Source organism: Alicyclobacillus sp. TC (assembly GCF_016804365.1).
GTDB classification, from domain to species: Bacteria; Bacillota; Bacilli; order Alicyclobacillales; family Alicyclobacillaceae; genus Alicyclobacillus_I; species Alicyclobacillus_I tolerans.
The window spans coordinates 259,555-285,720 of record NZ_CP044434.1 but is presented as its reverse complement, the minus strand read 5'-3'; the positions used below and the strand labels follow the sequence as shown (position 1 = coordinate 285,720).

At 48.6% G+C, this 26,166-nt stretch carries 17 protein-coding genes and 3 rRNA genes; 2 read left to right on the top strand and 18 right to left on the bottom strand.

All coding sequences use genetic code 11. The annotated features are described in order from the left end of the window. Positions 1-73: 73 nt before the first annotated feature. The 9 genes from FY534_RS01395 to FY534_RS01355 form a co-directional block, all read right to left on the bottom strand. Complete coding sequence (locus FY534_RS01395) at positions 74-1,192, bottom strand: PIN/TRAM domain-containing protein (RefSeq protein ID WP_203114957.1); 1,119 nt, start codon at positions 1,190-1,192, stop codon at positions 74-76. A 257-nt stretch (positions 1,193-1,449) separates the two neighbouring features. Beyond that, positions 1,450-2,181, bottom strand: a complete 732-nt coding sequence (gene pssA / locus FY534_RS01390; protein WP_203114956.1) for a CDP-diacylglycerol--serine O-phosphatidyltransferase — start codon at positions 2,179-2,181, stop codon at positions 1,450-1,452. A gap of 89 nt (positions 2,182-2,270) precedes the next feature. Then, complete coding sequence (gene disA / locus FY534_RS01385; protein ID WP_203114955.1) at positions 2,271-3,350, bottom strand: DNA integrity scanning diadenylate cyclase DisA; 1,080 nt, start codon at positions 3,348-3,350, stop codon at positions 2,271-2,273. Between the two features lie 4 nt (positions 3,351-3,354). Next, positions 3,355-4,728, bottom strand: a complete 1,374-nt coding sequence (gene radA / locus FY534_RS01380) for a DNA repair protein RadA (RefSeq protein WP_203114954.1) — start codon at positions 4,726-4,728, stop codon at positions 3,355-3,357. Between the two features lie 166 nt (positions 4,729-4,894). Then, complete coding sequence (gene ltrA, locus FY534_RS01375) at positions 4,895-6,310, bottom strand: group II intron reverse transcriptase/maturase (protein WP_203114930.1); 1,416 nt, start codon at positions 6,308-6,310, stop codon at positions 4,895-4,897. Positions 6,311-6,765: 455 nt separating this feature from the next. After that, entirely contained in the window at positions 6,766-9,195 is a 2,430-nt protein-coding gene (locus FY534_RS01370) for an ATP-dependent Clp protease ATP-binding subunit (RefSeq protein WP_203114953.1), read from the bottom strand. 2 nt (positions 9,196-9,197) lie between these two features. Further along, positions 9,198-10,274 (bottom strand): protein arginine kinase, encoded by a 1,077-nt coding sequence (locus tag FY534_RS01365; RefSeq protein WP_072874923.1) that lies wholly within the window; start codon positions 10,272-10,274, stop codon positions 9,198-9,200. A gap of 59 nt (positions 10,275-10,333) precedes the next feature. Further along, a complete protein-coding gene (locus FY534_RS01360) occupies positions 10,334-10,858 on the bottom strand; it encodes a UvrB/UvrC motif-containing protein (protein ID WP_203114952.1) in 525 nt (174 codons plus the stop codon). Positions 10,859-10,893: 35 nt separating this feature from the next. Next, positions 10,894-11,385: a CtsR family transcriptional regulator gene (locus FY534_RS01355; protein ID WP_203114951.1), complete on the bottom strand. Its 492-nt coding sequence runs from the start codon at positions 11,383-11,385 to the stop codon at positions 10,894-10,896. 410 nt (positions 11,386-11,795) lie between these two features. On the opposite strand from FY534_RS01355, the gene FY534_RS01350 reads away from it, so the two are divergent. Then, a complete protein-coding gene (locus tag FY534_RS01350; RefSeq protein WP_203114950.1) occupies positions 11,796-12,368 on the top strand; it encodes a TetR/AcrR family transcriptional regulator in 573 nt (190 codons plus the stop codon). 178 nt (positions 12,369-12,546) lie between these two features. Here FY534_RS01350 and rrf read toward each other — a convergent pair. The 4 genes from rrf to FY534_RS01330 form a co-directional block, all read right to left on the bottom strand. Then, positions 12,547-12,663: ribosomal RNA gene (gene rrf / locus FY534_RS01345) — 5S ribosomal RNA — on the bottom strand. Between the two features lie 42 nt (positions 12,664-12,705). Next, positions 12,706-15,653, bottom strand: a 23S ribosomal RNA gene (locus FY534_RS01340). 146 nt (positions 15,654-15,799) lie between these two features. Then, positions 15,800-17,334: ribosomal RNA gene (locus tag FY534_RS01335) — 16S ribosomal RNA — on the bottom strand. Together the 16S, 23S and 5S rRNA genes form the textbook arrangement of a ribosomal RNA operon. A 216-nt stretch (positions 17,335-17,550) precedes the next feature. Beyond that, positions 17,551-18,714 carry a cytochrome P450 gene (locus FY534_RS01330; RefSeq protein ID WP_203114949.1) on the bottom strand — a complete coding sequence of 388 codons (1,164 nt, stop codon included), beginning with the start codon at positions 18,712-18,714 and terminating at the stop codon, positions 17,551-17,553. 167 nt (positions 18,715-18,881) lie between these two features. Here FY534_RS01330 and FY534_RS01325 point away from each other — a divergent pair, with 167 nt between their 5' ends. Further along, a complete protein-coding gene (locus FY534_RS01325; RefSeq protein ID WP_238413608.1) occupies positions 18,882-19,235 on the top strand; it encodes a winged helix-turn-helix domain-containing protein in 354 nt (117 codons plus the stop codon). A gap of 175 nt (positions 19,236-19,410) precedes the next feature. Here the strand turns inward: FY534_RS01325 and splB are convergent, their stop codons facing one another. From splB to purF, 5 genes are all read right to left on the bottom strand, one after another. Further along, the gene (splB, locus tag FY534_RS01320; protein WP_203114947.1) at positions 19,411-20,436 is read right to left on the bottom strand and encodes a spore photoproduct lyase; all 1,026 of its coding nucleotides are present in this window, start codon (positions 20,434-20,436) and stop codon (positions 19,411-19,413) included. A 174-nt stretch (positions 20,437-20,610) separates the two neighbouring features. Continuing rightward, positions 20,611-21,888, bottom strand: coding sequence for a phosphoribosylamine--glycine ligase (gene purD, locus FY534_RS01315; protein ID WP_238413607.1), 1,278 nt, complete (start codon positions 21,886-21,888; stop codon positions 20,611-20,613). Positions 21,889-21,986: 98 nt separating this feature from the next. Beyond that, a complete protein-coding gene (purH, locus tag FY534_RS01310) occupies positions 21,987-23,567 on the bottom strand; it encodes a bifunctional phosphoribosylaminoimidazolecarboxamide formyltransferase/IMP cyclohydrolase (protein ID WP_203114946.1) in 1,581 nt (526 codons plus the stop codon). A 49-nt stretch (positions 23,568-23,616) separates the two neighbouring features. Next, positions 23,617-24,645: a phosphoribosylformylglycinamidine cyclo-ligase gene (gene purM, locus FY534_RS01305; RefSeq protein WP_203114945.1), complete on the bottom strand. Its 1,029-nt coding sequence runs from the start codon at positions 24,643-24,645 to the stop codon at positions 23,617-23,619. Then, positions 24,642-26,165, bottom strand: coding sequence for an amidophosphoribosyltransferase (gene purF / locus FY534_RS01300; RefSeq protein ID WP_203114944.1), 1,524 nt, complete (start codon positions 26,163-26,165; stop codon positions 24,642-24,644). The genes purM and purF overlap by 4 nt, the downstream gene beginning before the upstream one ends. Between the last annotated feature and the right edge of the window lies 1 nt (position 26,166).

Genomic DNA, 26,166 nt, shown 5'->3' with positions numbered 1-26,166 from the left:
GCACATATTCCATCATACAGATGGCCGCAGGAACCTTTGTCAGATTCCTGCGGCCAGCCATTGCAAAACGGAATTACAACGCGCGTTCCAAAAGTTTGGGTTTAGCAAAAATCATTCGACCCGCCGAAGTTTGCAGGACACTCGTCACCAAAACGTCCAGCTTCCCACCAATATAATCGCGACCGCCTTCAATCACAATCATGGTTCCGTCATCCAGATAAGCAACACCTTGATTCTGTTCCTTGCCGTCTTTTATCACCTGCACGCACATCTCCTCTCCAGGCAGCACCACAGGCTTAAGCGCATTGGCTAAATCATTAATATTTAAAACAGCAACACCTTGCAATTCACACACCTTGTTGAGATTGAAATCATTTGTAACAACCTTGCCGTTCAACTGTTTAGCTAATTTGACAAGTTTACTATCCACCTCTGGAATATCTTCAAAATCGATTTCCATAACCTGAACTTTCACTTTCAATTCTTTCTGAATTCGATTAAGCACATCCAATCCCCGTCGACCTCGATTGCGCTTGAGGACATCAGAGGAGTCGGCAATATGCTGCAATTCATTGAGCACAAACGACGGTATCACGAGCACGCCATCCAAAAACCCTGTTTGCACCAAATCAGCTATACGGCCATCAATAATGACAGAAGTGTCAAGCAACTTCGCTTCTCCAACGCGAAAGCCTTGATTCTTTGCACGTTCTTTCGCATCTTTGTCTCTCTCTTTTTCTTTATCCCGATCTCGATTACCAAGCCTGCCGGAAAAAAGATTGATAAAATCTTCTCTTTTCGTAAACCCAATTCGCAAACCAAGGTAAGCTAATAGCAAGGAGAAAAAGAATTGCAAAGGTATTCCAACAATCGGAATCACTCGAATTTCTGCAGAAAAGAGATAGGCGACCAAAAGCCCCAGAACAACACCTACCGTACCGCCCAGCACATCGGCCAAAGGAGTTAATTTCAGTCGCTCTTCTACCCAACGAATGAGCGCTGTTACATAGTTGACCAGCCACATGGTAGCGAGAATAAAAATCGCCGCACCCAGTGCCGCTCCAAAAAGATGGGAGTCCAGGACCGGGTTTTTCACAATATGAAATATTGAGCGGAATAAGTGCGGAATTAATGCATAGCCCAAAGCAAAACCTATGATGGCAAAAAACAGATGAACGACTTTTTTCAACACGTTCCTGTCACCTCCTGCAGCTAACCAAGCTTATCCATCAGTATAGTCAAACACCCTACCCTTCTAATCTTCATACCCGTAAAATTAAACTATGGATATAGACATGATAAGCTCCATAAAAACTCACTGTATTTTACATGAGCTTGCTGGAGCCTATGGAAAAGTATTTTGAATATTATGGTCAACCAATTTTAGTCTATCACGCCTAACTATAAGCGTCAAAGGTTACTGTTCAACTGCGACTTTTTGATCCGCCCCTACGGCTTTACATTCGATGGTGGCAGTGATTTTTCGTCTAAACTCTCTTCTTTGTCAAAACGTTGCTTGCGAAGAGCACGTGCTGCTCCAAACACAAGATAGATTAGAAAGGCCAGAACAACAAGGCTTCCGGCAAACGAATGGCCATAGCGAACAACCAGGTAAACCCCCAAAGCCAAAAGAGGAATGCCAATCAAGGCAGACTGAGGGAAAGAGATTCGTTTAAAATTTGGATAGCGCACATGGCTTACCATTAAAAAGGAAAGCAAAAGGACACAAACAGGAAGAAAGACAGATGGCTCTGGAAGCAGGTTGTAACAAAGTGCCAATGCTGCAGAAACGCCTCCGGCTGCTGTAATTGGAAGTCCAATAAAATATCGTCGCGGACCGTTTTCTACATGAAAGCGCGCCAAACGCAAAATACCGCAAGCAGGAAAAATTAAACCGACGAGCGCCCCAAAAATTCCAAGATTGCGTAAACATAGAGAATAGAGTACTGCCATGGGCGCAACTCCAAACGTCACAACATCAGCCAAAGAATCCAACTGTCGACCAAATTCGCTTTCCGCTTTTAGAAAACGCGCAACACGACCATCAAACGCATCAATGAGCATTCCCGAAAGTATAAGGATAGAGGCAGCCCCCACACGCCCATTTTCGGACAAAGCTATGGCAATCAGTCCAAAAAAGAGGTTGGTCAGGGTCAATAGACTAGGAACCCACCTGCTCATGCTGACACCCTCTCTCCAAATAGCAAATTCTATCCCCGTCAAACGTCCATCAAACCCATATGAAAAAAGCGTCTCTACGCATAGATTTTTTATATGTGGCGATCGATAAATACTTGCTCCTGAATGCGTTTTAATCCATCTTGAATCATGCGTGCGCGAACAGAGCCAATGCCTTCAACTTCATCCAGTTCCTCTACCGAAGCCGCAAGAACATTGCTCAAGGTTTCAAAATACTCGACCAGATTCTCAATAACAGGCTGTGGCAAACGGGAAATCTTATTCAGTATGCGATATCCCCGCGAAGGAACTATCTCGTCGGCAAGATCTACATTTGCACTGTATCCCAAGAGACGAGATAAGGTAAGATCATCATGCAGTTCCTCTGTGCCGAGATCGTGAACTTTTGAAAGAATTTGATGCGGTGTAACTTCAGCATCTGTAACAGCAAAATCTTTAACCAGCAAGTATGCTTCTTCATCCACCCGCGAAACCAATTCATCTAGCTGCATGGAAATGAGGCGACCCTCACTGCCAAGCTCTGTAATATAACGGCGAATTTCTGCTCGCACCCTTAAAACCATTTCAAAACGTTGTAAAACATTGGTCACCTCATGCAAAGTTACCAATTCTTCGAATTCGAGAGCACTGAGATTGGTTAATGCCTGATCGAGCACTGCTTTATATTTTTCAAGTGTCTGAATGGCCTGATTTGCCTTTGTCAAAATGACACCAATATCTTTCAGGCTATACTTGAAAGATCCGTGATAAAGCGTAATTACATTGCGCCGTTGCGAGATACAGACAACCAATTGATTGGTTTGCTTGGCGACTCGCTCGGCTGTACGATGGCGCGTGCCTGTCTCCGACGTCTGAATCGTATGATCTGGATTGAGATTCGTGTTAGCATAAAGCACACGTTTCAAATCGTCGCTGACTATAATGGCGCCGTCCATTTTAGCCAGTTCGTAAAGGCTGGCTGGCGTGAGTTCGCATTGTATAGAAAAACCTCCATCCATAATGGACAGAACGGTATCGGAGGCACCCACCACAATCAGACCGCCCGTTTTTGCACGCAGGATGTTTTCTATCCCTTCCCGAAGCACTGTCCCTGGCGCGACCATGCGCAAAATTTTAGTAACCATGGCCTCGCGCTTTGCGTCTTCCCGCATATTTTCACCCCAAAAAGGCTAAATTCAACGCATCTACAACCGACTGAACACCTACTACTTCAATGCTTCCATGCCTGCGTGATACGCTCTGTCCATTCTGACGAGGTACTATGCAGCGTTCAAATCCAAGCCGCTCCGCTTCCTTGATGCGCTGTTCAAGTTTGGAAACCCGCCGTACTTCACCCGTCAGACCAATTTCCCCTAAAAAAACATCCCCTGTAGGCAATGGACGATTGCGGTGACTTGAAACCAAAGCCATCGCCATTCCCAAATCCAAAGCGGGTTCATCACACCGAACACCGCCAGCTATATTGACATATGCATCCGATGTCTGTAAATGCATGTCCAGTCGTCTTTCCAACACTGCAAGTAACATATTCATTCGCAATCCGTCAGCACCAGTCGCCAAACGACGCGGTGTCCCAAAACTGGACGTTGCAACAAGCGCCTGTATTTCCAGCATCAGTGGACGACTACCTTCCAATGCAACAACCACGGCAGAGCCTGGCGTCTTGGTTGGCCTTTCTGCTAGAAAAAGCTCAGACGGATTGACGACTTCTTGCAAACCATTTTCCCGCATCTCAAATACTGCCAGTTCATTCGTGGAACCAAAACGATTCTTGACAGCACGCACGACACGTTGATCATGATGCCGATCACCCTCAAAGTATAGTACCGTGTCAACCATATGTTCAAGCACGCGCGGACCTGCCAACATTCCATCCTTAGTGACATGACCAACAATACAAGTTGCTATTCGATTTTGTTTGGCTACTCGCATGAGCAGTCCTGTACACTCCCTGACTTGTGAAACGCTCCCAGCTGCTGATGATAGAGAAGGTAGATAGACTGTCTGAATAGAGTCCACAATCATGAACTCTGGTCGCATCTCCTCTACCTGCTGCAAAATGATATCGAGATCGGTTTCAGCCAATACATAGAGACTTTGAGCCAACGCTCCCAGCCGCTCAGCCCGCATCTTAATTTGTGCCGCAGATTCTTCCCCAGATACATAAAGCACTCGCTTCCCCTGCTGTGAGATATGATAGGCAATTTGTAAAAGAAGCGTTGATTTACCTATACCAGGATCTCCTCCGAAGAGCAGCAACGAACCTGGTACGATACCTCCACCGAGTACAAAATCCAATTCGCGCAGTCCGCAGGATGAGCGTTCTTCCGTATGACCTTCAATATCCACAATCGATGTCCGGACAACACCAATGTTTGCCGCTGCAAATTGCGGCCGACGCTTATCTGGAAGCGACATTCGCTCTTCATCGAATGTGTTCCATTCACCGCAACCCGGACATCGCCCCAACCACTTGACCGACTCGGTGCCACATTCGCGACAGACAAACTTTGTTTTGACTTTGACCAACCAACCTCACTCCAACCGTTACCCTACCTATTGCTATCCTTCATCATAACGTATCTAGACAAATTGTCGATAAAAGGTTGTCAAAGTATGTCTCAAATCGAGTAGGAGGGGGTGACTAACCCCCGTCCTCTCACACCACCGTACGTACCGTTCGGTATACGGCGGTTCATGTTGTGGAACGAATCACATCGTATCGCTCAACTAAGCTAACCAGTCCTCGGTCACGCCAATAGGCAAGACCGAGGGCTTTATTCATTTGTGGGGTATTTGAGAGTCTCCAGTAGCCCTTGCGTGAACCGCTTATCAGGACTGCCCATTCCTCGGGAATCCCAAGGACGACGAGGTTTCGTCGCTTTGTCTTAGGTTTCTTCCATTGCTTAAGGAAGCACATTCTCAATCGGTGACGTATCCACTTGTCTAAGTCCTCGAACACACTACGGGTCTGAGCGTGGCGGTAGTAGCCTGCCCACCCTCTTAGATATGCGTTGAGCCAATCGAGTCTTTGTTCCATGCACTGTCCCCGACTTCGCGAGGTAAGTTGTCTGACCTTGTCCTTGAATCGCTTCAGTGACTTTGGTGCTATTCGAATTCGCGGCACTTTGTTAGGTGTGAATGAGAACCCAAGAAACTTGCGTTTCCACGGTCGGTCTACTGCACTCTTATCCACATTGACTTTAAGCTTGAGTCGCTCTTCCACAAATCTGCGCACACTTTCCATGACCCTTTCTCCTGCATGGCGACTCTTCACGTACACGTTGCAGTCATCGGCATATCTGACGAAGCGGTGTCCGCGTCGCGTCAGTTCTTTGTCCAAGTCATCCAACATAATGTTGGCGAGTAATGGACTGAGTGGACCGCCTTGTGGAACGCCCTCTTCGGTAGAGACACATACGCCGTGTTCCATGACACCTGCGTTTAGGTATCCACGAATCAGTTTCAGAACTCGCTTGTCTCTTGCCTTGCGAGCCACTCGTGCCATAAGCATGTCGTGGTTCACCCGGTCAAAGAACTGAGCTAAGTCCATGTCCACAACATAGCGGTAGCCTTGGGCAATGTACATCTGTGCCTGATTGACCGCTTGGTGGGCATTGCGCCCCTGGCGGAAACCATAACTGTACCATGAGAATTCTGGGTCAAAGATGGGTGTCAATACTTGCAGAAGTGCCTGTTGGATCAGGCGATCTAGCACCGCTGGTATTCCCAACATCCTTTTGCCGCCACCGTCTGGCTTCGGGATTTCGACTCGACGTACGGGCAATGGTTGGTAGGTTCCATGAAGGAGTTCGCTTCGGATACGCCCCCAGTTTTCCATCAGGAATGGACGAAGGGATTTTATCTCCATTCCATCGACACCGGCAGCTCCCTTATTCTTCTCCACACGGCGTAGCGCTGAGAGTAGGTTTTCCCGCTCTACTACCTGTTCCATCAGGTCAATACAACTTTCCTCGCGGACTGGTTCATTGGGTCGTGCCGGAGAGAAACTCGGCGCTTCCTCAGTCCCCCGTGGATTCACCACTTCCTCCTGAGGATAGCTCCCTCGTGGGATATTCGGCTGTCTTTGCTTCTCTCTCGAACTTGCCATGAACAACCCTCACAATCATGTTCAGTCCTTCCCTGCTTGGGCGTCCCCTTGCAGGTAGTATGACCTCTGCTGACTTCTGTCCGTTCAACGTTTCCTTTCAGAAACGCTTACCAGCATCGCTGGCGTGCCGGACAGACCTCCCCGGGTAAGAACGTTGTCTTTCCCTCCATCTACCCGCTCCATTTACTCTCGACAGCCTTCGGTAGCAAGGGCTTTGTCTTGTTTTGCAGACTCACCCAACTGTCGCTAGCCTCGATTGGAGTTCGTGAACCTCGGGTCGGAGGTTTGCCGCCGCCTTCCTTCAGATTCCACCTCACGGTGGACACCCTTGGCTTAAGCTAATGGCTACTGCTACCTTCACCATTCCGGACTCTCACCGTAGAGACAACGCCCATGCCGGGCGCACAAAATAATCCGACAGGTTTTCCTGCCGGACTTTTCATATGGAACTCAACTTATACTAAACTGGTTTCGTCAGCTGGCTGTAATTGCAAACCATCCGGGCCCACACCAATTTTTACGCGTTGTCCCTTCTTGAGCATGCCTGACAAAAGCGCCTCAGACAATTTATCTTCAATATGGCGTTGGATAGCGCGTTTTAACGGTCGAGCTCCGTATTGTGGATCAAATCCCTCTTTTGCCAGGAACGCCTTAGCTTCGTCTGTTAGCGTAAATTCTATATCTTGCTCGCGTAGACGTTTCTGCAGGTCAATAACCATCAGATCCACAATATGGCCAATCTGGTTCTCATCAAGTGGATGAAAGACAATGATTTCGTCGATCCGGTTAAGAAACTCTGGACGGAACGACCTTTTCAAATCATCCATTACTTTATTTTTCATACCTTCATATTCACTGCTTCGATCTGGCTTGAATCCAAGTGTGCCACCTTTGCGTACTGACTCGGCTCCAACGTTTGAAGTCATGATGATCACCGTGTTCCGAAAATCTACTGTCCTTCCTTTACCGTCAGTCAAGCGACCATCATCCAGTACTTGGAGCAAAATATTGAAAACTTCAGGATGTGCTTTTTCAATTTCGTCAAGTAAAACCACAGAATAAGGTTTACGCCGAACTTTTTCCGTCAGTTGACCACCCTCGTCAAATCCGACATAACCTGGAGGTGCACCGACAAGACGCGCCGTCGAGTGACGTTCCATGAATTCCGACATGTCAATTCGAATCATGGCGTCCTCATCGCCAAACATGGACTCGGCAAGCGCCCGTGCAAGTTCTGTCTTACCAACCCCGGTCGGCCCAAGAAAGATAAATGAACCAATCGGCCGCTTCGGATCTTTTAATCCAGCCCGCGCACGACGAATTGCACGAGCAACCGCTGTCACCGCTTCTTCTTGACCAACAACACGGTTATGCAAAACATTCTCCATATTCATCAGCCGATCCGATTCTTCTTGTGCCAACTGTTTCACCGGGATTCCCGTCCACGAAGCAACAATGTGCGCAATATCGTCAGCCGTCACTTTGACATCATGATGATCTTGGTTTTTCTGCCATTCATTCTTCAGAGACTCCAATTCTTGTTTCAGCTTTTGTTCCTGATCGCGCAATGCAGCAGCTTTTTCAAACTCTTGAGCCTGCACTGCAGCATCTTTTTCACCGCGTATTTTTTCTAATTTTTTCTCTAATTCCTTAAGATTCGGTGGGGCCGTATGCGTACGCAAGCGCACACGCGAACCTGCTTCATCAATCAAGTCAATCGCCTTATCTGGAAGGAATCTATCTGTAATATATCGATCTGACAGTCGTACAGCTGCTTCTAACGCCTCATCTGTAATTTTCACACGATGATGGGCTTCGTATCGGTCACGTAGTCCGTGTAAAATTTGAATGGCTTCCTCAGGTGTAGGCTGATCCACAGTGATGGGCTGAAAGCGGCGTTCCAGTGCTGCGTCTTTTTCAATATGCTTCCGGTACTCATCCAATGTTGTCGCGCCAATGCACTGCAATTCACCGCGAGCTAACGCCGGTTTAAGAATATTGGAAGCGTCAATCGCACCTTCTGCGCCACCTGCACCAATCAATGTATGCAATTCATCAATGAAAAGGATGACATTACCCGCCTGACGAATCTCTTCCATAATCTTTTTCAAACGATCTTCAAACTCACCGCGATACTTGGTTCCTGCTACGACAGTCCCCATATCGAGTACCATGACACGCTTGTTACGCAGTGTCTCTGGAATATCCCCCAACACTATGCGCTGTGCCAAGCCTTCTGCAATAGCAGTTTTACCCACACCTGGTTCGCCAATGAGGACTGGATTATTCTTGGTTCGACGCGACAAAACTTGAATCACACGTTCAATTTCTTCAGCCCTGCCAATCACCGGATCGAGTTTCCCATCTCTTGCCATTTGCGTCAAATCGCGTGCTAAATTGTCCAGGGTCGGAGTTCCAGCAGAATTTTCTTTTTCCGAACTCAAATCTGCTGCATCCCCACCGAGCAATTGCAGTACCTGTTGGCGAGCCTTGTTCAGGCCAACACCCATATTGTTTAAAACTCTAGCAGCCACACCTTCTCCTTCTCGGATCAGTCCGAGTAAAAGATGCTCTGTCCCAACAAAGCTATGATTCAATTTGCGAGCTTCATCAATAGAGAGTTCAATGACTTTTTTGGCTCGCGGTGTATAGGTAAGTCCAGAAATTGCCCCTTGACCTTGGCCAATCATTTTTTCAACTTCTGTCTGCACTTTCTCCGTACTGACTCCAAGCGCAGCTAAAGCTTTGGCTGCTATACCTTCACCTTCGCGCACCAATCCTAGCAAAATATGTTCCGTCCCTACACCAGGATGGTGAAGACGGGTTGCCTCTTCTTGAGCAAGTGCCAATACTTTTTGAGCTCGTTCAGTAAATCGTGCATACATAGTTAACGCACCTCCGAATCATCAAGTCTCAAACGTTCGCGGATAAGCGCCGCGCGACGTACATCCCGTTCTCCGGGAGATAAATCTTCATGAAAATATTTTTGTAAAAAGGCTGGCTGGGTCATCACCATCAATTCCTTTAAAATGCCCGCCGACACTCCTTTCAAAATACCGAGATCGATACCTAACCGAACGTCCGACAGACGTTCCAGCGTCTCTTTGGAATCCATTCTGCGCGCATAGGCGAGAATTCCAAAAGACCGACAAATACGATCTTCAAGAGCTTCCCGGTTTTGCTGAAGCAGCATTTTGCGAGCTGCACGCTCATGATCAATCAGTTGTTGTACAACACTTGACAAGTTTCCAATGATTTCTTCTTCCGTCTCGCCTAATGTAATTTGATTGGAAACTTGAAATAGATTGCCGTAGGACTCGGTTCCTTCGCCATAAATTCCTCTGACCGCGAGCCCGACATGCGAGACGGCATTTAACAATCGCTGAATATTCCCTGATAAAACCAAACCTGGCAAGTGCATCATGACCGAAGCCCGTATGCCTGTTCCTACATTGGTTGGACAAGCGGTTAAATAGCCAAATCGATCATGAAACGCGTACATTACATTTTGTTCAAGCGCATCGTCTACGGAACTTGCTAATTGCCAGGCGTCTTGCAATCGGAATCCCGGCATAATTACCTGAATCCGCAGATGATCTTCCTCATTAATCATTATGGAGATGACTTCATCTTCACGTAGAACGACGGCTCCATGCTTGTACGACTCAGCTAAATCTGGACTGATGAGGTGTTTTTCTACAAATACTTGGCGATCAATGGCACTTAGATCCTTGCAGTTAATCCACTCAAAGTTACCCAGTTTTTGCATACTAGGATGCTGTACAGCAGTATGAATAGACTCCAACACCTGATGCGCATGAGAGTCTGTCTGGAGTATAGGAAAAGGCATCCCTTGCAAATTGCGTGCCACACGGATACGACTCGTTAAAATAATATCGTCTTCCGGACCGCCTTCTTTCATCCAGCGGCTGGTTGCTCTTTGCAAAAAATCACCGAGTGACATGCTGCTTCATCTCCTTGCTTCGCAGTCTTTTCAGCCTTTCATAAGAGCATTGACCGCGTTCATTCTCCCATCTGCGATTCGAGAGCGCGAATTTTGTCACGCAACTGCGCAGCTTGTTCAAACTGTTCTGCAGCTACTGCTTGTTGTAGTTCTCTGCGCAAAGTTTCCAGCGTCTTGCGCATTTTCACACGCTCTCCCGATTTATTGGGAACTTTTCCTGTATGCATGGTGTTACTTTGGATACGTCGGAGCAACGGCTCCAGACGCTGTTCAAAGTTGTCATAGCATTCCGGACAACCAAATCGTCCTACTTTGCTAAACTGGGCGTATGTCATACCGCAGTTTTGGCATTGCACTTGTGTGGAAACACTTGGTGAACTCACCCCTGTCGGTGACTCCATATTCAGCAGTCCACTGAGCAACTGATGAAAATCAAATGGATTTTGTCCCCCTGTAAACTGGGTCAAAAAATCGCCACTCTCTTTTGCGCATTGTTCACAAAGATGTAGGGCACTTAATTTTCCGTTGATAATTTGATTGACATGAACATTCGCTTGTCGTTCATGACATTTTTGACATAGCACGAATATCCCTCCTAAACGGAGTGAGACTGAGAGCATTAATCCGTTTGACGCTTTTCTTCCTCATTGCCGTTTTCCATCAAAAAAACCTGCAAGACAAATTTCAGCAATCTGGATCGAAGCCTGTCGCGTATGGGAAGATCGACAGCCAGAACTTCCCTTTTCACCATCATACGCAGCAAGTTTGCCTCTCTCTCCGTCATGACTTGTTCCCTTTCCAAGCGCTCAATCATATCTTCTGCTTCTCTTTGACTTATCTCGCTCGGCCAATCTTGTAAAACCTGCATAAGCGGATCGTCAAGAGATTCAATTTGGCGAATTCGAATATATCCTCCTCCACCTCGCTTGGATTCCACAATGTACCCTTTCTCAAGTGTAAATCGGGTACTGATGACATAATTGATTTGCGACGGAACACATTTAAAGAGATCGGCCAACTCGCTGCGTTGCAATTCAATAACGCCATTGCAACTTTGATTCATAATGGATTTTAAGTGACTTTCAATGATATCTGTAATATTTCTAGCCATGCAGACCTCCCTGCCCACTGTTGCAAGATGTTTGCTTAGCAACGGTTCATCAAACAACATCAGAAGGGAACAAGCCATTGAATAAGAAACGCGTATGCTGTTTGGTAAACGTGTAATGGGAACTCTTTTTGACTTTGACTTTCCTTGACTTTATTATATCACGTCGAGTTTGATATGCAAGGGTGGTTAAAAAAGATATAATCCAATACCTTTTAGAATTCCCCATACCGTTTTTTGCTATACTGAATCGCATACATGTTTAGCTGTGGAAGGAATTGCAGATCATTGCAAGTTAATCATATTGGCAGTAAACTTTTCGATACATGCAAACTTTGTCGAAAAGAAAGTTCGAACATTGAACACTCCATGATTAGGTGTATTCAATGAATAAGGAAAGGTTGAATTCGTCGATGTCCTCCAGCAAACATACTGAAATTGCCCAAGCAGCCGTCAGGTTGTTTGAACAAAAGGGTTACAGAGCTACATCCGTCCAAGATATTGCCGATGCCGTAGGATTGCAAAAAGGCAGCTTATATCACTATATTCACAGCAAAGAAGACCTATTGATGCAGATTGCTCATCAGGCCATCAGCGAGTTCAACCGAACATTAGAAAAAATTAACCACGAAAATATTTCTCCTCAAAAAAAATTAGCAAAGATGATTGAAAATCACCTCACTATTTCCGCCGTCAACCGAGAAGCCATTACTGTACTCTTGCGAGACGCGTTTGCGCTAGAAGAAACTCAACACCGTACAATCATTGAATTAACCGATAAATATACTGATCTCGTTACGTCCATACTCCAAGAAGGGCAACAAAAAGGCGAGTTTTCTGTGAAACACCCTAAAATTTCTGCACTTGCCATACTGGGAGCCTGCAATTGGCTATATCGTTGGTATCAAACTGATGGTTCTCTTACGGTTCAACAAATTTCGCAGATTTTTGCTGATCTCTTTTTAAATGGACTGCTCAGCGACTAAATTTAAATATCGTGATATAAAAAACCTCCTACCGAGATGCCCCATTACGGCAATCCTAAAATAGGAGGTTTTTTATTGTTTACATTTAGTTCTTACATCCAAGCAAAGAAAAAGTGGCTGTAAGGCAGAGTCCCCAAGGAGGGAAACTCCACACTTGACAGCCACCTGTACTCCTGTTGCCTGGCAACGACCTAGGTTCCCAGGGGTCTTCACCCCAAGTATGCTCGGCGCTGGAGGTCTTCACGGTCGTGTTCGGGATGGGTACGCGTGTATCCCCTCCGCTATGGTCACCAGACTCTTCTTTCCTTTCCAACTGTCTCAGCAAGAGGGATTTTCCTTGGTGAAGGCCTCGACCGATTCGTATCCGTCCGCTCCACGCCTCACGACGCTTCCACGCCGGACCGATCTACCTTATCGTCTATAAGGGGTCTTCCTTCCTTGACGGAATGGGATACGTTATCTTGAGGCAGGCTTCGCGCTTAGATGCTTTCAGCGCTTATCCCTCCCCGACTTGGCTACCCAGCTGTGCCCTTGGCAGAACAACTGGTCCACCAGCGGTCGGTTCATCCCGGTCCTCTCGTACTAAGGACGAACCCTCTCACGTATCCTCCGCCCACGGCAGATAGGGACCGAACTGTCTCACGACGTTCTGAACCCAGCTCGCGTACCGCTTTCATGGGCGAACAGCCCAACCCTTGGGACCGACTTCAGCCCCAGGATGCGATGAGCCGACATCGAGGTGCCAAACCTCCCCGTCGATGTGGACTCTTGGGGGAGATCAGCCTGTTATCCCCGGGGTAGCTTTTATCCGTTGAGCGATGGCCCTTCCACGCAGTGCCACCGGGTCACTAAGCCCGACTTTCGTCCCTGCTCGACCTGTCCGTCTCGCAGTCAAGCTCCCTTGTGCCTTTACACGCCCCGCGCGGTTTCCATCCGCGCTGAGGGAACCTTTGGGCGCCTCCGTTACCTTTTAGGAGGCGACCGCCCAGTCAAACTGTCCGCCTGACACTGTCCCCACACCCGATTCAGGGTGCCAGGTTAGAAGACTAGCATCTCAAGGGTGGTATCCCAACATCGACTCCACACAGGCTGGCGCCCATGCTTCTGTGTCTCCCACCTATCCTGTACATGACATGCCCGTCTCCCATATCAAGCTACAGTCAAGCTCCACGGGGTCTTTCCGTCTAGCCGCGGGTAACCTGCATCTTCACAGGTATTACAATTTCACCGGGTCTCTCGTTGAGACAGCGCCCAAGTCGTTACGCCTTTCGTGCGGGTCAGAACTTACCTGACAAGGAATTTCGCTACCTTAGGACCGTTATAGTTACGGCCGCCGTTTACTGGGGCTTCAATTCAGAGCTTCGGGCTCTCGCCCTCACCCCTCCTCTTAACCTTCCAGCACCGGGCAGGCGTCAGCCCCTATACTTCGCCTTTCGGCTTCGCAGAGACCTGTGTTTTTGCTAAACAGTCGCTTGGGCCTTTTCACTGCGGCTCTTCTTCAGAGCGCCCCTTCTCCCGAAGTTACGGGGCCATTTTGCCGAGTTCCTTAACGAGAGTGCTCCCGCGCGCCTCCGTGTTCTCCACGCGCCCACCTGTGTCGGTTTCCGGTACGGGCAGATGCATTCTCCCTAGAGGCTTTTCTTGGCAGTGTGACCTCGAGCGCTTCGGTACTCTTCTTCCCTCCCCATCACCGCTCAGAGTTCTCGCCGCGCGGTTTTCCCTGCGCGACCCCCTTGCGGATTGGACGGCCTCTTCCATCCGGCCGCTCGCTCTAGCCTCCTGCGTCACCCCTTCAGTCATGCAAATCCATCTGGTACGGGATTCTCAACCCGTTCTCCTTCGACTACGCCTCTCGGCCTCGCCTTAGGTCCCGACTAACCCTGGGTGGACGATCCTTCCCCAGGAAACCTTGGGCTTTCGGCGGAGGGGATTCTCACCCCTCTTTTCGCTACTCATACCGGCATTCTCACTTCCATAACCTCCACCTTCCCTCTCAAGAAGGCTTCTCCGCTTATGGAACGCTCCCCTACCCTGTGGTCTTCCCACAGCCATAGCTTCGGTGTGTGGTTTAGCCCCGTTACATTTTCCGCGCAGCGTCACTCGACCAGTGAGCTATTACGCACTCTTTCAATGATGGCTGCTTCTAAGCCAACATCCTGGTTGTCTATGCACCGCCACATCGTTTCCCACTTAACCACCCTTGGGGACCTTAGCTGTTGGTCTGGGCTGTTTCCCTCTTGACTACGGATCTTAGCACTCGCAGTCTGACTGCCACGGTTCAATGAAACGGCATTCGGAGTTCGACGGAGCTTGGTAACCCTGGTCGGGCCCCGCACCCCATCGGTGCTCTACCTCCGTCCCTCATCCGTGACGCTAGCCCTAAAGCTATTTCGGGGAGAACCAGCTATCTCCGGGTTCGATTGGAATTTCTCCCCTACCCCCAGTTCATCCCCCGGCTTTTCAACGCCGGTGGGTTCGGGCCTCCATGCGGTGTTACCCGCACTTCACCCTGACCAGGGGTAGCTCACCCGGTTTCGGGTCGATGGCAATCAACTTCTCGCCCTCTTCAGACTCGCTTTCGCTTCGGCTCCGGCTTCCCTGCCTTAACCTCGCTCATCACCATCACTCGCCGGTTCATTCTACAAAAGGCACGCCGTCATCCTTTCGGACTCCGACTGCTTGTAAGCACACGGTTTCAGGTTCTCTTTCACTCCGCTCCCGCGGTTCTTTTCACCTTTCCCTCACGGTACTCTCCGCTATCGGTTGCCAGGGAGTATTTAGCCTTAGGAGGTGGTCCTCCCTGATTCCCACGGGGTTCCTCGTGTCCCGCGGTACTTGGGGCCTGCGCTACCTCCCTCGACAAGCTTCGCCTACGGGGCTCTCACCCGCTCTGGCCGACCTTCCCATGTCGTTTGGCTCCCTTGTCTCCTTCGGCCCAGGCAAGACCCTGCCTGGCTGCGCATCCCCTCTACCCCATGATGGCAACGGGGTCCCCTTCTCCACCATCATGGTTTAGGCTCTTCCGCGTTCGCTCGCCACTACTTGCGGAATCACTCTTGTTTTCTTCTCCTCCAGGTACTGAGATGTTTCAGTTCCCCAGGTTCCCTCCGTCTATCCTATACATTCAGATAGCGGTACCGGCCCATCACGACCGGTGGGTTCCCCCATTCGGACATCCCTGGATCTTCGCTCGCGTACAGCTCCCCAAGGCATTTCGGTGTTCGCCCCGTCCTTCTTCGGCTCCTGGCACCTAGGCATCCTCCGTGCGCCCTTTCTACCTTCACCTTTCTTCCCTCTTGCTGATTCAGTTCTCAAGGTCCTTCGAGCTTATCCCTCTCTCAAGGCATAAGTAGCTTTCGCTAAGTTCTCTCCCGAGAACCCTCAAAACTAAACACGCACGCCTCTCCACCAAACCCCTCTCTCTTCCCTAGAAAGGAGGTGATCCAGCCGCACCTTCCGATACGGCTACCTTGTTACGACTTCACCCCAATCATCGACCCCACCTTCGGCGGCTGGCTCCCTTTCGGGTTACCCCACCGACTTCGGGTGTTGCCAACTCTCGTGGTGTGACGGGCGGTGTGTACAAGGCCCGGGAACGGATTCACCGCGGCATGCTGATCCGCGATTACTAGCAATTCCGGCTTCATGCAGGCGAGTTGCAGCCTGCAATCCGAACTACGAGCGGTTTTCAGGGGTTCGCTCCAGATCGCTCTCTCGCTTCCCGTTGTGCCGCCCATTGTAGCACGTGTGTCGCCCAGGACATCAGGGGCATGATGATTTGACGTCATCCCCGCCTTCCTCCGACTTGCGCCGGCAGTCACCTGTGAGTCCCCACCTCTACGTGCTGGTAACACAGGTCAAGGGTTGCGCTCGTTGCGGGACTTAACCCAACATCTCACGACACGAGCTGACGACAACCATGCACCACCTGTCTCCTCTGCCCCGAAGGGACCTACCATCTCTGGTATCGTCAGAGGGATGTCAAGCCCTGGTAAGGTTCTTCGCGTTGCTTCGAATTAAACCACATGCTCCACTGCTTGTGCGGGCCCCCGTCAATTCCTTTGAGTTTCAGTCTTGCGACCGTACTCCCCAGGCGGAGTGCTTATTGGGTTTCCTTCGGCACTGAGGGTGGTACCCCCAACACCTAGCACTCATCGTTTACGGCGTGGACTACCAGGGTATCTAATCCTGTTTGCTCCCCACGCTTTCGTGCCTCAGCGTCAGTCACTGTCCAGCAAGGCGCCTTCGCCACTGGTATTCCTCCACATCTCTACGCATTTCACCGCTACACGTGGAATTCCCCTTGCCTCTCCAGTACTCAAGTCCTACAGTTTCCAAGGCATTCCCAAGGTTGAGCCCTGGCCTTTCACCCCAGACTTGCAGAACCGCCTACGCACCCTTTACGCCCAGTGATTCCGGACAACGCTTGCCCCCTACGTATTACCGCGGCTGCTGGCACGTAGTTTGCCGGGGCTTCCTCTCGGGGTACCGTCTCGCAAAGAGCATTCCCTCTCCTTGCCGCTCTTCCCCCTTGACTGAGCTTTACAACCCGAAGGCCTTCCTCGCTCACGCGGCGTTGCTCCGTCAGGCTTGCGCCCATTGCGGAAGATTCCCTACTGCTGCCTCCCGTAGGAGTCTGGGCCGTGTCTCAGTCCCAGTGTGGCCGGTCACCCTCTCAGGTCGGCTACGCATCGTCGCCTTGGTAGGCCTTTACCCTACCAACTAGCTAATGCGCCGCGGGGTCCTCTCTCAGCGATGCCGTAGCATCCTTTCCCGCATCAGGCATGCGCCCCATGCGCCTATCCGGCCTTAGCACCCGTTTCCAGGCGTTATTCCGGTCTGTTAGGCAGATTCCCCACGTGTTCCTCACCCGTCCGCCGCTGGTATCTTTCGATACCCGCTCGACTTGCATGTATTAGGCACGCCGCCAGCGTTCGTCCTGAGCCAGGATCAAACTCTCAATGTCTTATTCCTTCTCCCTCGCTCTCTCGAGCTCGGGCACTTCTTCTCTGGCGTTTGGTGATTCTTGTGCGTGTTTAGTTTTCAAGGTTCTCTCACTGCCAAGGCTCTCTTTCGCGTCCCCTCTTGCAGCGACAGCGACTATCTTACCTCCCTCCGAACTTTTTTGCAACCCCTTTTTCAAAAAAATAATCATGTATTTTTTTCCATCTAATATATCGGTTTACAAAGAACTTGTGCATTGCTCCAATGGCATGCGGGAAAAACCATAAACAAAGTTAGAGTTAATCAGTTCAGAACGCTTTTCGTCGACCACAAACTGAAAATCCACGTCTAACATATAGCGCAGCGCAATACTAGCTTCCAATCGGGCCAAAGGTGCACCCAGGCAAAAATGGATTCCATGTCCAAAAGCTACATGGCGCAAATTAGTTCTTGTAAGAATAAATTCATTGGCTTGAGGAAAAACGCGATCGTCCCGATTCGCGGATCCTATCCAGGCTACCACGAATTTTCCTGGCGGCAATATTCTTCCCGATAATACCGTTTCACTGATGGTCAATCGAGACATATTTTGCACCGGTGAACGGTAACGTAAAGTTTCCTCAACAGCCTGATCCATTAACTCCGGATTCGCTTTCAGTTGATGCCAGACATCAGGGTAATTGTGAAATGTATAAATGGCATTGGACAATAGATTGGTGGTTGTCTCATTACCCGCCACTAGAAGCAGAATACAAAATCCTAATATGTCCATATGCGACAGTGCTTCGCCATCTATCTGTGCTTCCAGCAGTCTGCTGATTAAATCGTCCTTGGGTGATTTTTTTCGGCTCGATATAATTTGCGAAAAATACTCAATCATTTCCTGCTGAGCATTGTCATAAGTTATCTCTTCTCCGTTTTCCAAAGCATGCGAGCCAGTAACAATGGCGTCCGACCACTCTTTAAAACGCTCTTGATCGGAAGATGGGACACCGAGTAATTCGGCAATGACAATCACAGGAAGAGGATAGCTGAATTGTTTTACAAAGTCGGGGCTAGCTGATTCATGAAGATGATGAAATAATTCTTTTGTAATTTCTTGAATGCGAGGCTGAAGGGCTGCAATAGCTTTCGGCGTAAAGGCTTGAGATACAAGTGAGCGAAGTAATCGATGACGAGGAGGATCTTGACTGATTAAACTGGCCGAAATCGGATCGTATGCTTCTATATCTCCTGATCGTTTTGAAGAAAAGATTGCGTAATTAGAAAGTACTTCTTTTACATCTTCGTAGCAAAACACATGCCAAACTCCCTGTTCGTCTTCATAAATTGGATGGTGTTCACGCATATATGCGTAACCATCAAACGGATTAAGCGATGGCTGTTTAAGAAAGTCGAGCATGTAAAAACCACCCTCCTGATTATTTAACTCTAAAGATACATGAAACTGCGTCACAAAATAACCCTATTGTTTCACAAAATTCCATTACAACTGACGCAAGGTCATGCTAGTCTATGTGATATAGAGAAAGCTTGATGATGTGGGTGCAAAGGGGTGTCAATTCAATCGTGGAGCAGCCCTGGAAAATTCATTTAGGCCCCAATGTCTATTTGGACTTGCGCCAGGAAGCTGTGGTACGTGATGGAATGGTCCGCAATCTATCGCGTCTGCAGTTTCGTCTGCTTCACTTCTTAGCTCAGCACCTCAATACTCCCGTCTCAACCGAATCGTTGATTGAATATGTATGGGGCCAAACTTGGGTGAGTCGTGACGAATTGTACGTCTATATCAGCCGTATTAAGCGAATTTTAGAGATTGACCCAACACGACCAGACCACCTTTTAACGGTACGGGGCTACGGCTATCTTTTACGTACCGAACCGCCCAACTATATCCCAAACATGAATCGTGACGGAAGATAATTTCAAGGTTAAATTGAATTTATTAGGGGATAACCTTAACAAACTGTAAGGTTCATTTCTTCAATTGTATGATAATCTAAGACCATCCCAATTGGAAGGAATCCTGTAACCAGTATCATCCCTTGAGGACACTTTCTTAAGTGTCTATTTTTTTGGCAGTCAACAACGCTTGCGTTTAAGTGAAGTATTCAATGTTCGATCCGGAAAAAAGATTGGCAATTTTTTCTTCAAAGAGCGCACGGATTTGCTGTTGTTGTTCATCACGATACACATATTTCCCTATACCGTATCTCCCCCATTTATATTGCCGATCCGTTTCCTCCATATGGAGTTTAGTCTTTGGATAATGTTTTTCAATCACTCGTTTTGCCGGTTTTGTGAATCGATGCTGAATGATTTCAAAAGTGATTTGCGCGTGATAAGAGCTGGGTATAGCTCTAGAAAGCTCCTCCAATAGCGCTGTGTATTCGTCCTGCCAACCGTCAAACAGATAGACAGGGGCAATAATAAATCCTAATGGGTACCCCGCCCGTACCACTTTACATGCCGCTTCAATGCGTTTTGAAAGCGGAGACGTGTTCGCCTCAAATTGTTTTACCATGTAGGGCGCATTGACGGAAAATCGAAAACGCGTATGACCTCCATGCTTCGCATCAAGTAAACTATCGACCCAATGATATTTCGTCACAAATCGCAATCTCCCATACGGCTGATTACCCATAAATTCAATTAACCGTCGCAAACTGCCTGTCAAATGTTCAATACTCAGCGGATCGGACGTACACGCAGCTTCAAAACGGGTAATCTCAGGCTGGCGTTGATGGATATACATTTGTGCCTGTTGAAGAATTTCTTCTATATTCACATAAACGCGAATATAGGGCTTGGCGCCTAACGTCGTCTGCAAATAACAGTAATGGCAGTGTCCTATGCACCCTGTTGCGATGGGAATTGCATACTCTGCAGAAGGTTTGGATGTATCAAATTTTAATGTTTTCCGTACCCCAACGACCAATGTTCGTTTGGCGTTTCTGTATTTTTGTAACTCTGTATCGCCTGGCAAACCTCGGATTTGGTTATGTGAGGTTGTTTCTAGTATTTCCACACCCATGGCATGAAGCTTTTCTAATATTTCTTTGCCCATTGGATATTGAAGCGCTCCGGGTTCAACATAAGCTCTGTCGGGAACGAAAATTTGCATTCAGATCACCTTGCCATCGTTATTTTGACCTATCTTGTACTCTCCCCACACATTCATGCCTTAAAATAAATGAAATTTAGTAAGATTCCTCCATCTGCAAAAAAATAAAAAACGACATGCCAATGAATCTACTCATCGACATGTCGCGTTCTATTCAAAATAGATGCAAATGGCTTATGCATCGAGATCGTGCAACAAATCACGACGCAAATATTTTCCCTTCATTTCTACCGCATTCGCCAATGCATAGGCTCGTTCTGCTGCCGCTTGTGCATCTGCTCCTGTCGCGGTAACTGCCAACACTCGCCCACCCGCACTCACAAGCTCTCCAGTAGATGAAAGATCTGTGCCGGCTTGAAAAATCACAGTTTGTTTGGGCCAATCCTCTATAGGCGGCAGGACAATGGTATCCCCTTTGCGCGGCGTACCCGGATAACCTTCTGCCGCCAGAATGACAGTTACCGCAGCTTCAGAGCGCCAACTCACTTGCACATCCGATAGACGATGTCTTGCTGTGGCTAGACAAACTTCTAAAAGATCTGTCTCTAGCAGGGGCAGAATTGCCTCCGTTTCAGGATCACCAAATCTCGCGTTGAATTCTACAACCTTCGGCCCATTCGCTGTGACCATTAAACCAACATACAATACACCGCAGTATACGATTCCGTCTTTTTTCAATTCAGACAAAATAGGTTGAACAATGCGCCTCGTGACTTCTTCCACATCAGTCGGTGTAAAACTAGGTACAGGCGCAAAAACACCCATGCCTCCCGTATTAGGGCCTGTGTCCCCTTCTCCAATACGCTTATGATCACGCGCAGGTAACATGGGCTGCACGAAATGTTCATCGACAAAATACATCAGCGAAACTTCTCGACCTGTCATTCTCTCTTCTAATACCACACGGGCTCCCGCTTCACTATTCATGATTTGCTCAACAGCCGCACGTGTCTCCGCCAGGCTTTCGGCCACAATGACGCCTTTCCCTTTGGCCAGCCCATCCGCTTTTACCACCATAGCTTTTCCAGCCTTGTCCAGATAATCAAGAGCGGACTGCAAATCAGAAAAAGTGGCTGATGCCGCTGTGGGTACATGAGCTCGCTGCATCATTTCTTTGGCATACGCCTTCGACCACTCCAGACGAGCTGCCGCCCTTTTGGGACCAAACGCCAATATTCCCGCAGCTTCTAATTCATCCGCTAATCCGAGGGCGAGAGGAGCTTCCGGGCCAATCACCACCAAGCGGATAGACTTCTCCTGGGCAAAACGAACGATACCTGCCACATCTTCCTCATGGAGAGGAACTCGCGTGGCTAACTTTTCCATCCCCGGGTTGCCCGGGGCTACATATAGCTCCGGCTGTAGATTGCTTTGCGCCAGCTTCCAGATTAAAGCGTGTTCTCTGGCGCCCGATCCAATAACAAGCACCCGCAAAGTTTCAGTCAATGCCAAGCGTCTCCCTTCTCCTAACCCGTCCTTGACGCAAAATGGTTGATGGTATCACTTCTCGCAGCATTCCACCTTAAAAATCGCAGTGCAATTTGGATGGTTTAGTGAAGAAAATGCCGTTCTCCTGTAAACACCATGGCAATTTGCTTCTCGTTGGCAGCCTCCACACTTTCCGCATCGCGAATGGAACCGCCAGGTTGAACAATGGCCGCAATACCTGCAGAGGCAGCGGCATCCACCGTATCTCGCATAGGGAAGAATGCGTCAGAGGCCAGTACAGCGCCAACCGCCCTGCTACCAGCTTGGCGTAACGCAATCTCTGCTGCTCCTACGCGATTGGTTTGACCAGGCCCAATGCCAAGAGTCTGAAAAGCATTAGCCACTACGATGGCATTTGATTTCACATAACGCACTGTTCTCCAGGCAAACTGCAATGCCCGCCATTCTTCCTCACTAGGCGCACGATGAGTTACGACTCTCCATGTTTTCGGGGAACTGACAAACGTATCTACTTCTTGCACCAAAAGGCCGCCGCTAACACGCCGAAAGGTTACATCACCCGGCTGATGAAGAGGCTTGAGCATATCCACGGTCAATAAACGAACATTTTTCTTACGTGCCAAAACGGCTAACGCTTCACTGGTAAAGTCAGGAGCAATAATAATTTCCAAAAAAAGTTCTGCCATTTTTTCAGCCACACTGCGATTAACCACGCGATTCAAAGCAACTATGCCGCCAAAAATAGATACTGGATCGGCCTCATACGCGCGTGCATAAGCTTCTTCCAGTGTTTCACCAAGGCCAATACCGCAAGGATTCATATGCTTGACAGCAACAACCGCTGCTGTTTGCAAATCATCGAGTCCGCGCAGAATTTGAATCGCTGCATCAGCGTCCTGGATATTGTTGTACGACAATTCTTTGCCTTGTAATTGCTGAGCAGCAGCGATACTTGCCGGGGAAGCTTGCAGATCGCGATAAAAATGTGCAGCCTGATGAGGATTTTCACCATATCTTAACGACTGTTTGCTGATAGCAACATAATGAAACTGCATCGGAAACTCGGATGAAATTGACTTATCATCTGAAACTACGGCTGTATGTTCTGCACGCAGCAAATAATCTGCTACAAAACCATCATAAGCGGCTGTCACGGCAAACACTTTAGCAGCTAATTTTTGTCGATCCGTTGCGGTTAAACTGTCCTCCGCCAGCTTGTCCAAAACCCATTTGTAATCCGCCGGATCGACCAAAGGTATACAACCATGAAAATTTTTTGCTGCTGCCCGCAGCATGGAAGGTCCACCAATGTCAATCATTTCAATACATTCTTCAAACGTAGCGTCCTGACGGGATACTGTATCTGTGAAGGGATATAGATTGACAACCACCAAATCAATTGGATCGATTTGATGTTGACGCAGACTTTCTTGATGTTGCGGATGATTGCGCAAAGCAAGCAACCCTGCATGAATACGCGGATGTAAGGTTTTGACGCGGCCATCCAGCATTTCCGGAAAACCTGTATGCTCTTCCACATCCTTCACAGCTAGACCAGCATTGCGTAAGTGAGTGGCTGTCCCACCCGTAGACAAAATGCCGTAACCCAGTTCAACCAAACGCTGACAAAGCTCCACCACACCTGTTTTATCAAAAACGCTGACAAGTGCATAACGCGCCATGACACATCACCTTTCTGCTTTGAAAATCAACAGATGCTCCCGAACAAATTTAGTTCCAGACAGGTTCCTCTCCAGCAATCACTTGACCGATGGGATAGGCCGTTTCCCCCGCCGCCCTGAACCATTCAAGACAAGAAGTTGCGGATTCTTTGGGAACAACCAGCACATAACCAATGCCAAGATTCCAGACGCGCTGCACAGCACGTAAAGATAGACCGGACTGTTCCAGCAAGAACGTCATCAGAGGCGGCAAAGACCATGCGCTGGAGTCGAATTGGACGGTTAATCCTTCCGGCAAGCAACGCGGTACATTTTCAATCAACCCGCCTCCTGTGATGTGAGCCATGGCGTGAATGGGCAGACCCAAAGAGAGAGCTTCGAGCACAGGTTTGACATAAATTCGTGTAGGTTGCAGCAAGGCTTCGCCAAGACTCATCATGCTGCCAGGGAACGTCTGCGTATAAGAAAGTCGCTGATCGGCAACGATTTTACGAACGAGCGAATAACCATTGCTATGCATACCGCTACTAGCTAAGCCAAGCAGTACATGGCCTTCCTGAACAAGGCTTCCATCCACAATCCGATCACGGTTGGCAACCCCTACCGCAAATCCAGCCACGTCGTATTCACCAGAATGATACATACCTGGCATTTCTGCCGTCTCACCGCCAACCAGAGCACAGCCAGCCAACCGACATCCCTCTGCCACGCCTCCTACAACCGCTTCTGCCACATCCACAGACAAGCGTTCTACCGCCAGGTAGTCCAAAAAGAAAAGCGGCGTAGCGCCAGCAGTGAGAATATCGTTGACACACATGGCAACACAGTCAATTCCAATCGTATGGTGTCGATTTAGTTCAAAAGCGATTTTCAATTTTGTTCCAACACCATCGGTGCCTGAAAAAAGAACAGGTTTAGGAAAAGCCTGCAAATCGAGTTGAAACCCGCCTGCAAAACCGCCAATTCGCCCCAGCACTCCAGAAGTCTGGGTAGTCCGAGCTAAACGAGCATATCGTTTGGCCGCTTCATTGCCAGCGTCTATATCTACACCTGCCGCTTTGTATACATCTTCACTCACGCACCCCGACCGCCTTTCTCTATATAGGATGGCCTCGTTGCTGTAGCAACGAACGAACCTGTTTCGCCAGTTCCAGCCTTGTCCTTTTCTTGATCTGGCAAATCAGTGGGATAACGTCCTGTAAAGCAAGCATTACAAAAAGGCGCATGTTCGTGAGGGCCAGAAAATTGAAACGCCTCCATCAACTCTTCAACAGTCATATATTCCAGCGAATCTGCTCCCACTTCCCGACAAATCTCCTCCACACTGTGAGTCGCGGCAATCAGTTGCCGGCGAGTGGCTGTATCAATCCCATAATGGCAAGGATTCTTATATGGTGGAGAAGAGATACGCAGATGCACTTCAGTCGCACCAGCGTTTCGCAAAAGTTGTACAATGCGGCGAATGGTTGTACCACGTACAATCGAGTCGTCAATTAACACAACACGTTTGCCATCCACGATGCCTCGCACCGCGTTCAGCTTCATGCGCACACCCATATCCCGCAATTCCTGAGAAGGTTGAATAAATGTACGCGCAATATATTTGTTTTTAATTAATCCCATTTCAAAAGGAATCTTGCTCGCTTCCGCAAATCCCGAAGCAGCAGAAATACTAGAATCAGGTACACCAATCACAATGTCACCATCCGCAGGATGGCGTTCTGCCAAAATTTTCCCAAGTTTTTTTCGCACTGCATGCACATTGTATCCGTCTATATCGCTGTCCGGACGCGCAAAATAAATATATTCAAACGTACACATGCGTCGTTGCCGCGGTTCGGCAAAACGTCTGCTGATGATCCCATCGGATTGAATGGTAATCAATTCTCCTGGTTCAATATCGCGCAAATAACGGGCTCCAATCGTCTCCAAAGCACAGGTTTCAGACGCTAGACAGTAACTTCCATCCAGCTCACCAAGCACCAGCGGGCGCAGGCCAAACGGATCGCGCGCAGCAATCAATTGGTCATCTGTCAGCATGACCAGCGCAAAACCGCCTGATATGTCTTGCAGCGCTGACTCTACAGCCGAAACCATCTCTTCTTCTCCCGATCTGGCGATGAGGTGCGCAATAACTTCTGTATCACTGGTGGATTGGAATAAACTGCCCTCCAATTCCAACCCAATTCGCAATTGACGAGCGTTGACCAGATTCCCGTTGTGGGCAATAGCAAGATGATGACGATGCGTAGCAACAGTAATGGGCTGAGCGTTTTGTATCGTATTTTCGCCCGCAGTAGAGTACCGTACGTGACCAATGGCGTTTACACCAGACAACTCTAACAATTTCCCATTGGCAAACACATCTGACACCAGTCCCAAGCCTTTGTGACTGTGCATACCGTCGACTGACATGACAGCCATGCCAGCCGCCTCCTGCCCACGATGCTGAAGCGCAATCAGCGCAAAATAAGTGAGTTCTGGAGCTTTCTCATGCTGAAAAATACCAAACACGCCACACTCTTCAACAGGCCGATCCGCTTTTTCTTCTAGATTGCTAGATGTCTCCCATGCTGTTGGACAATCTTTTGATAGCATC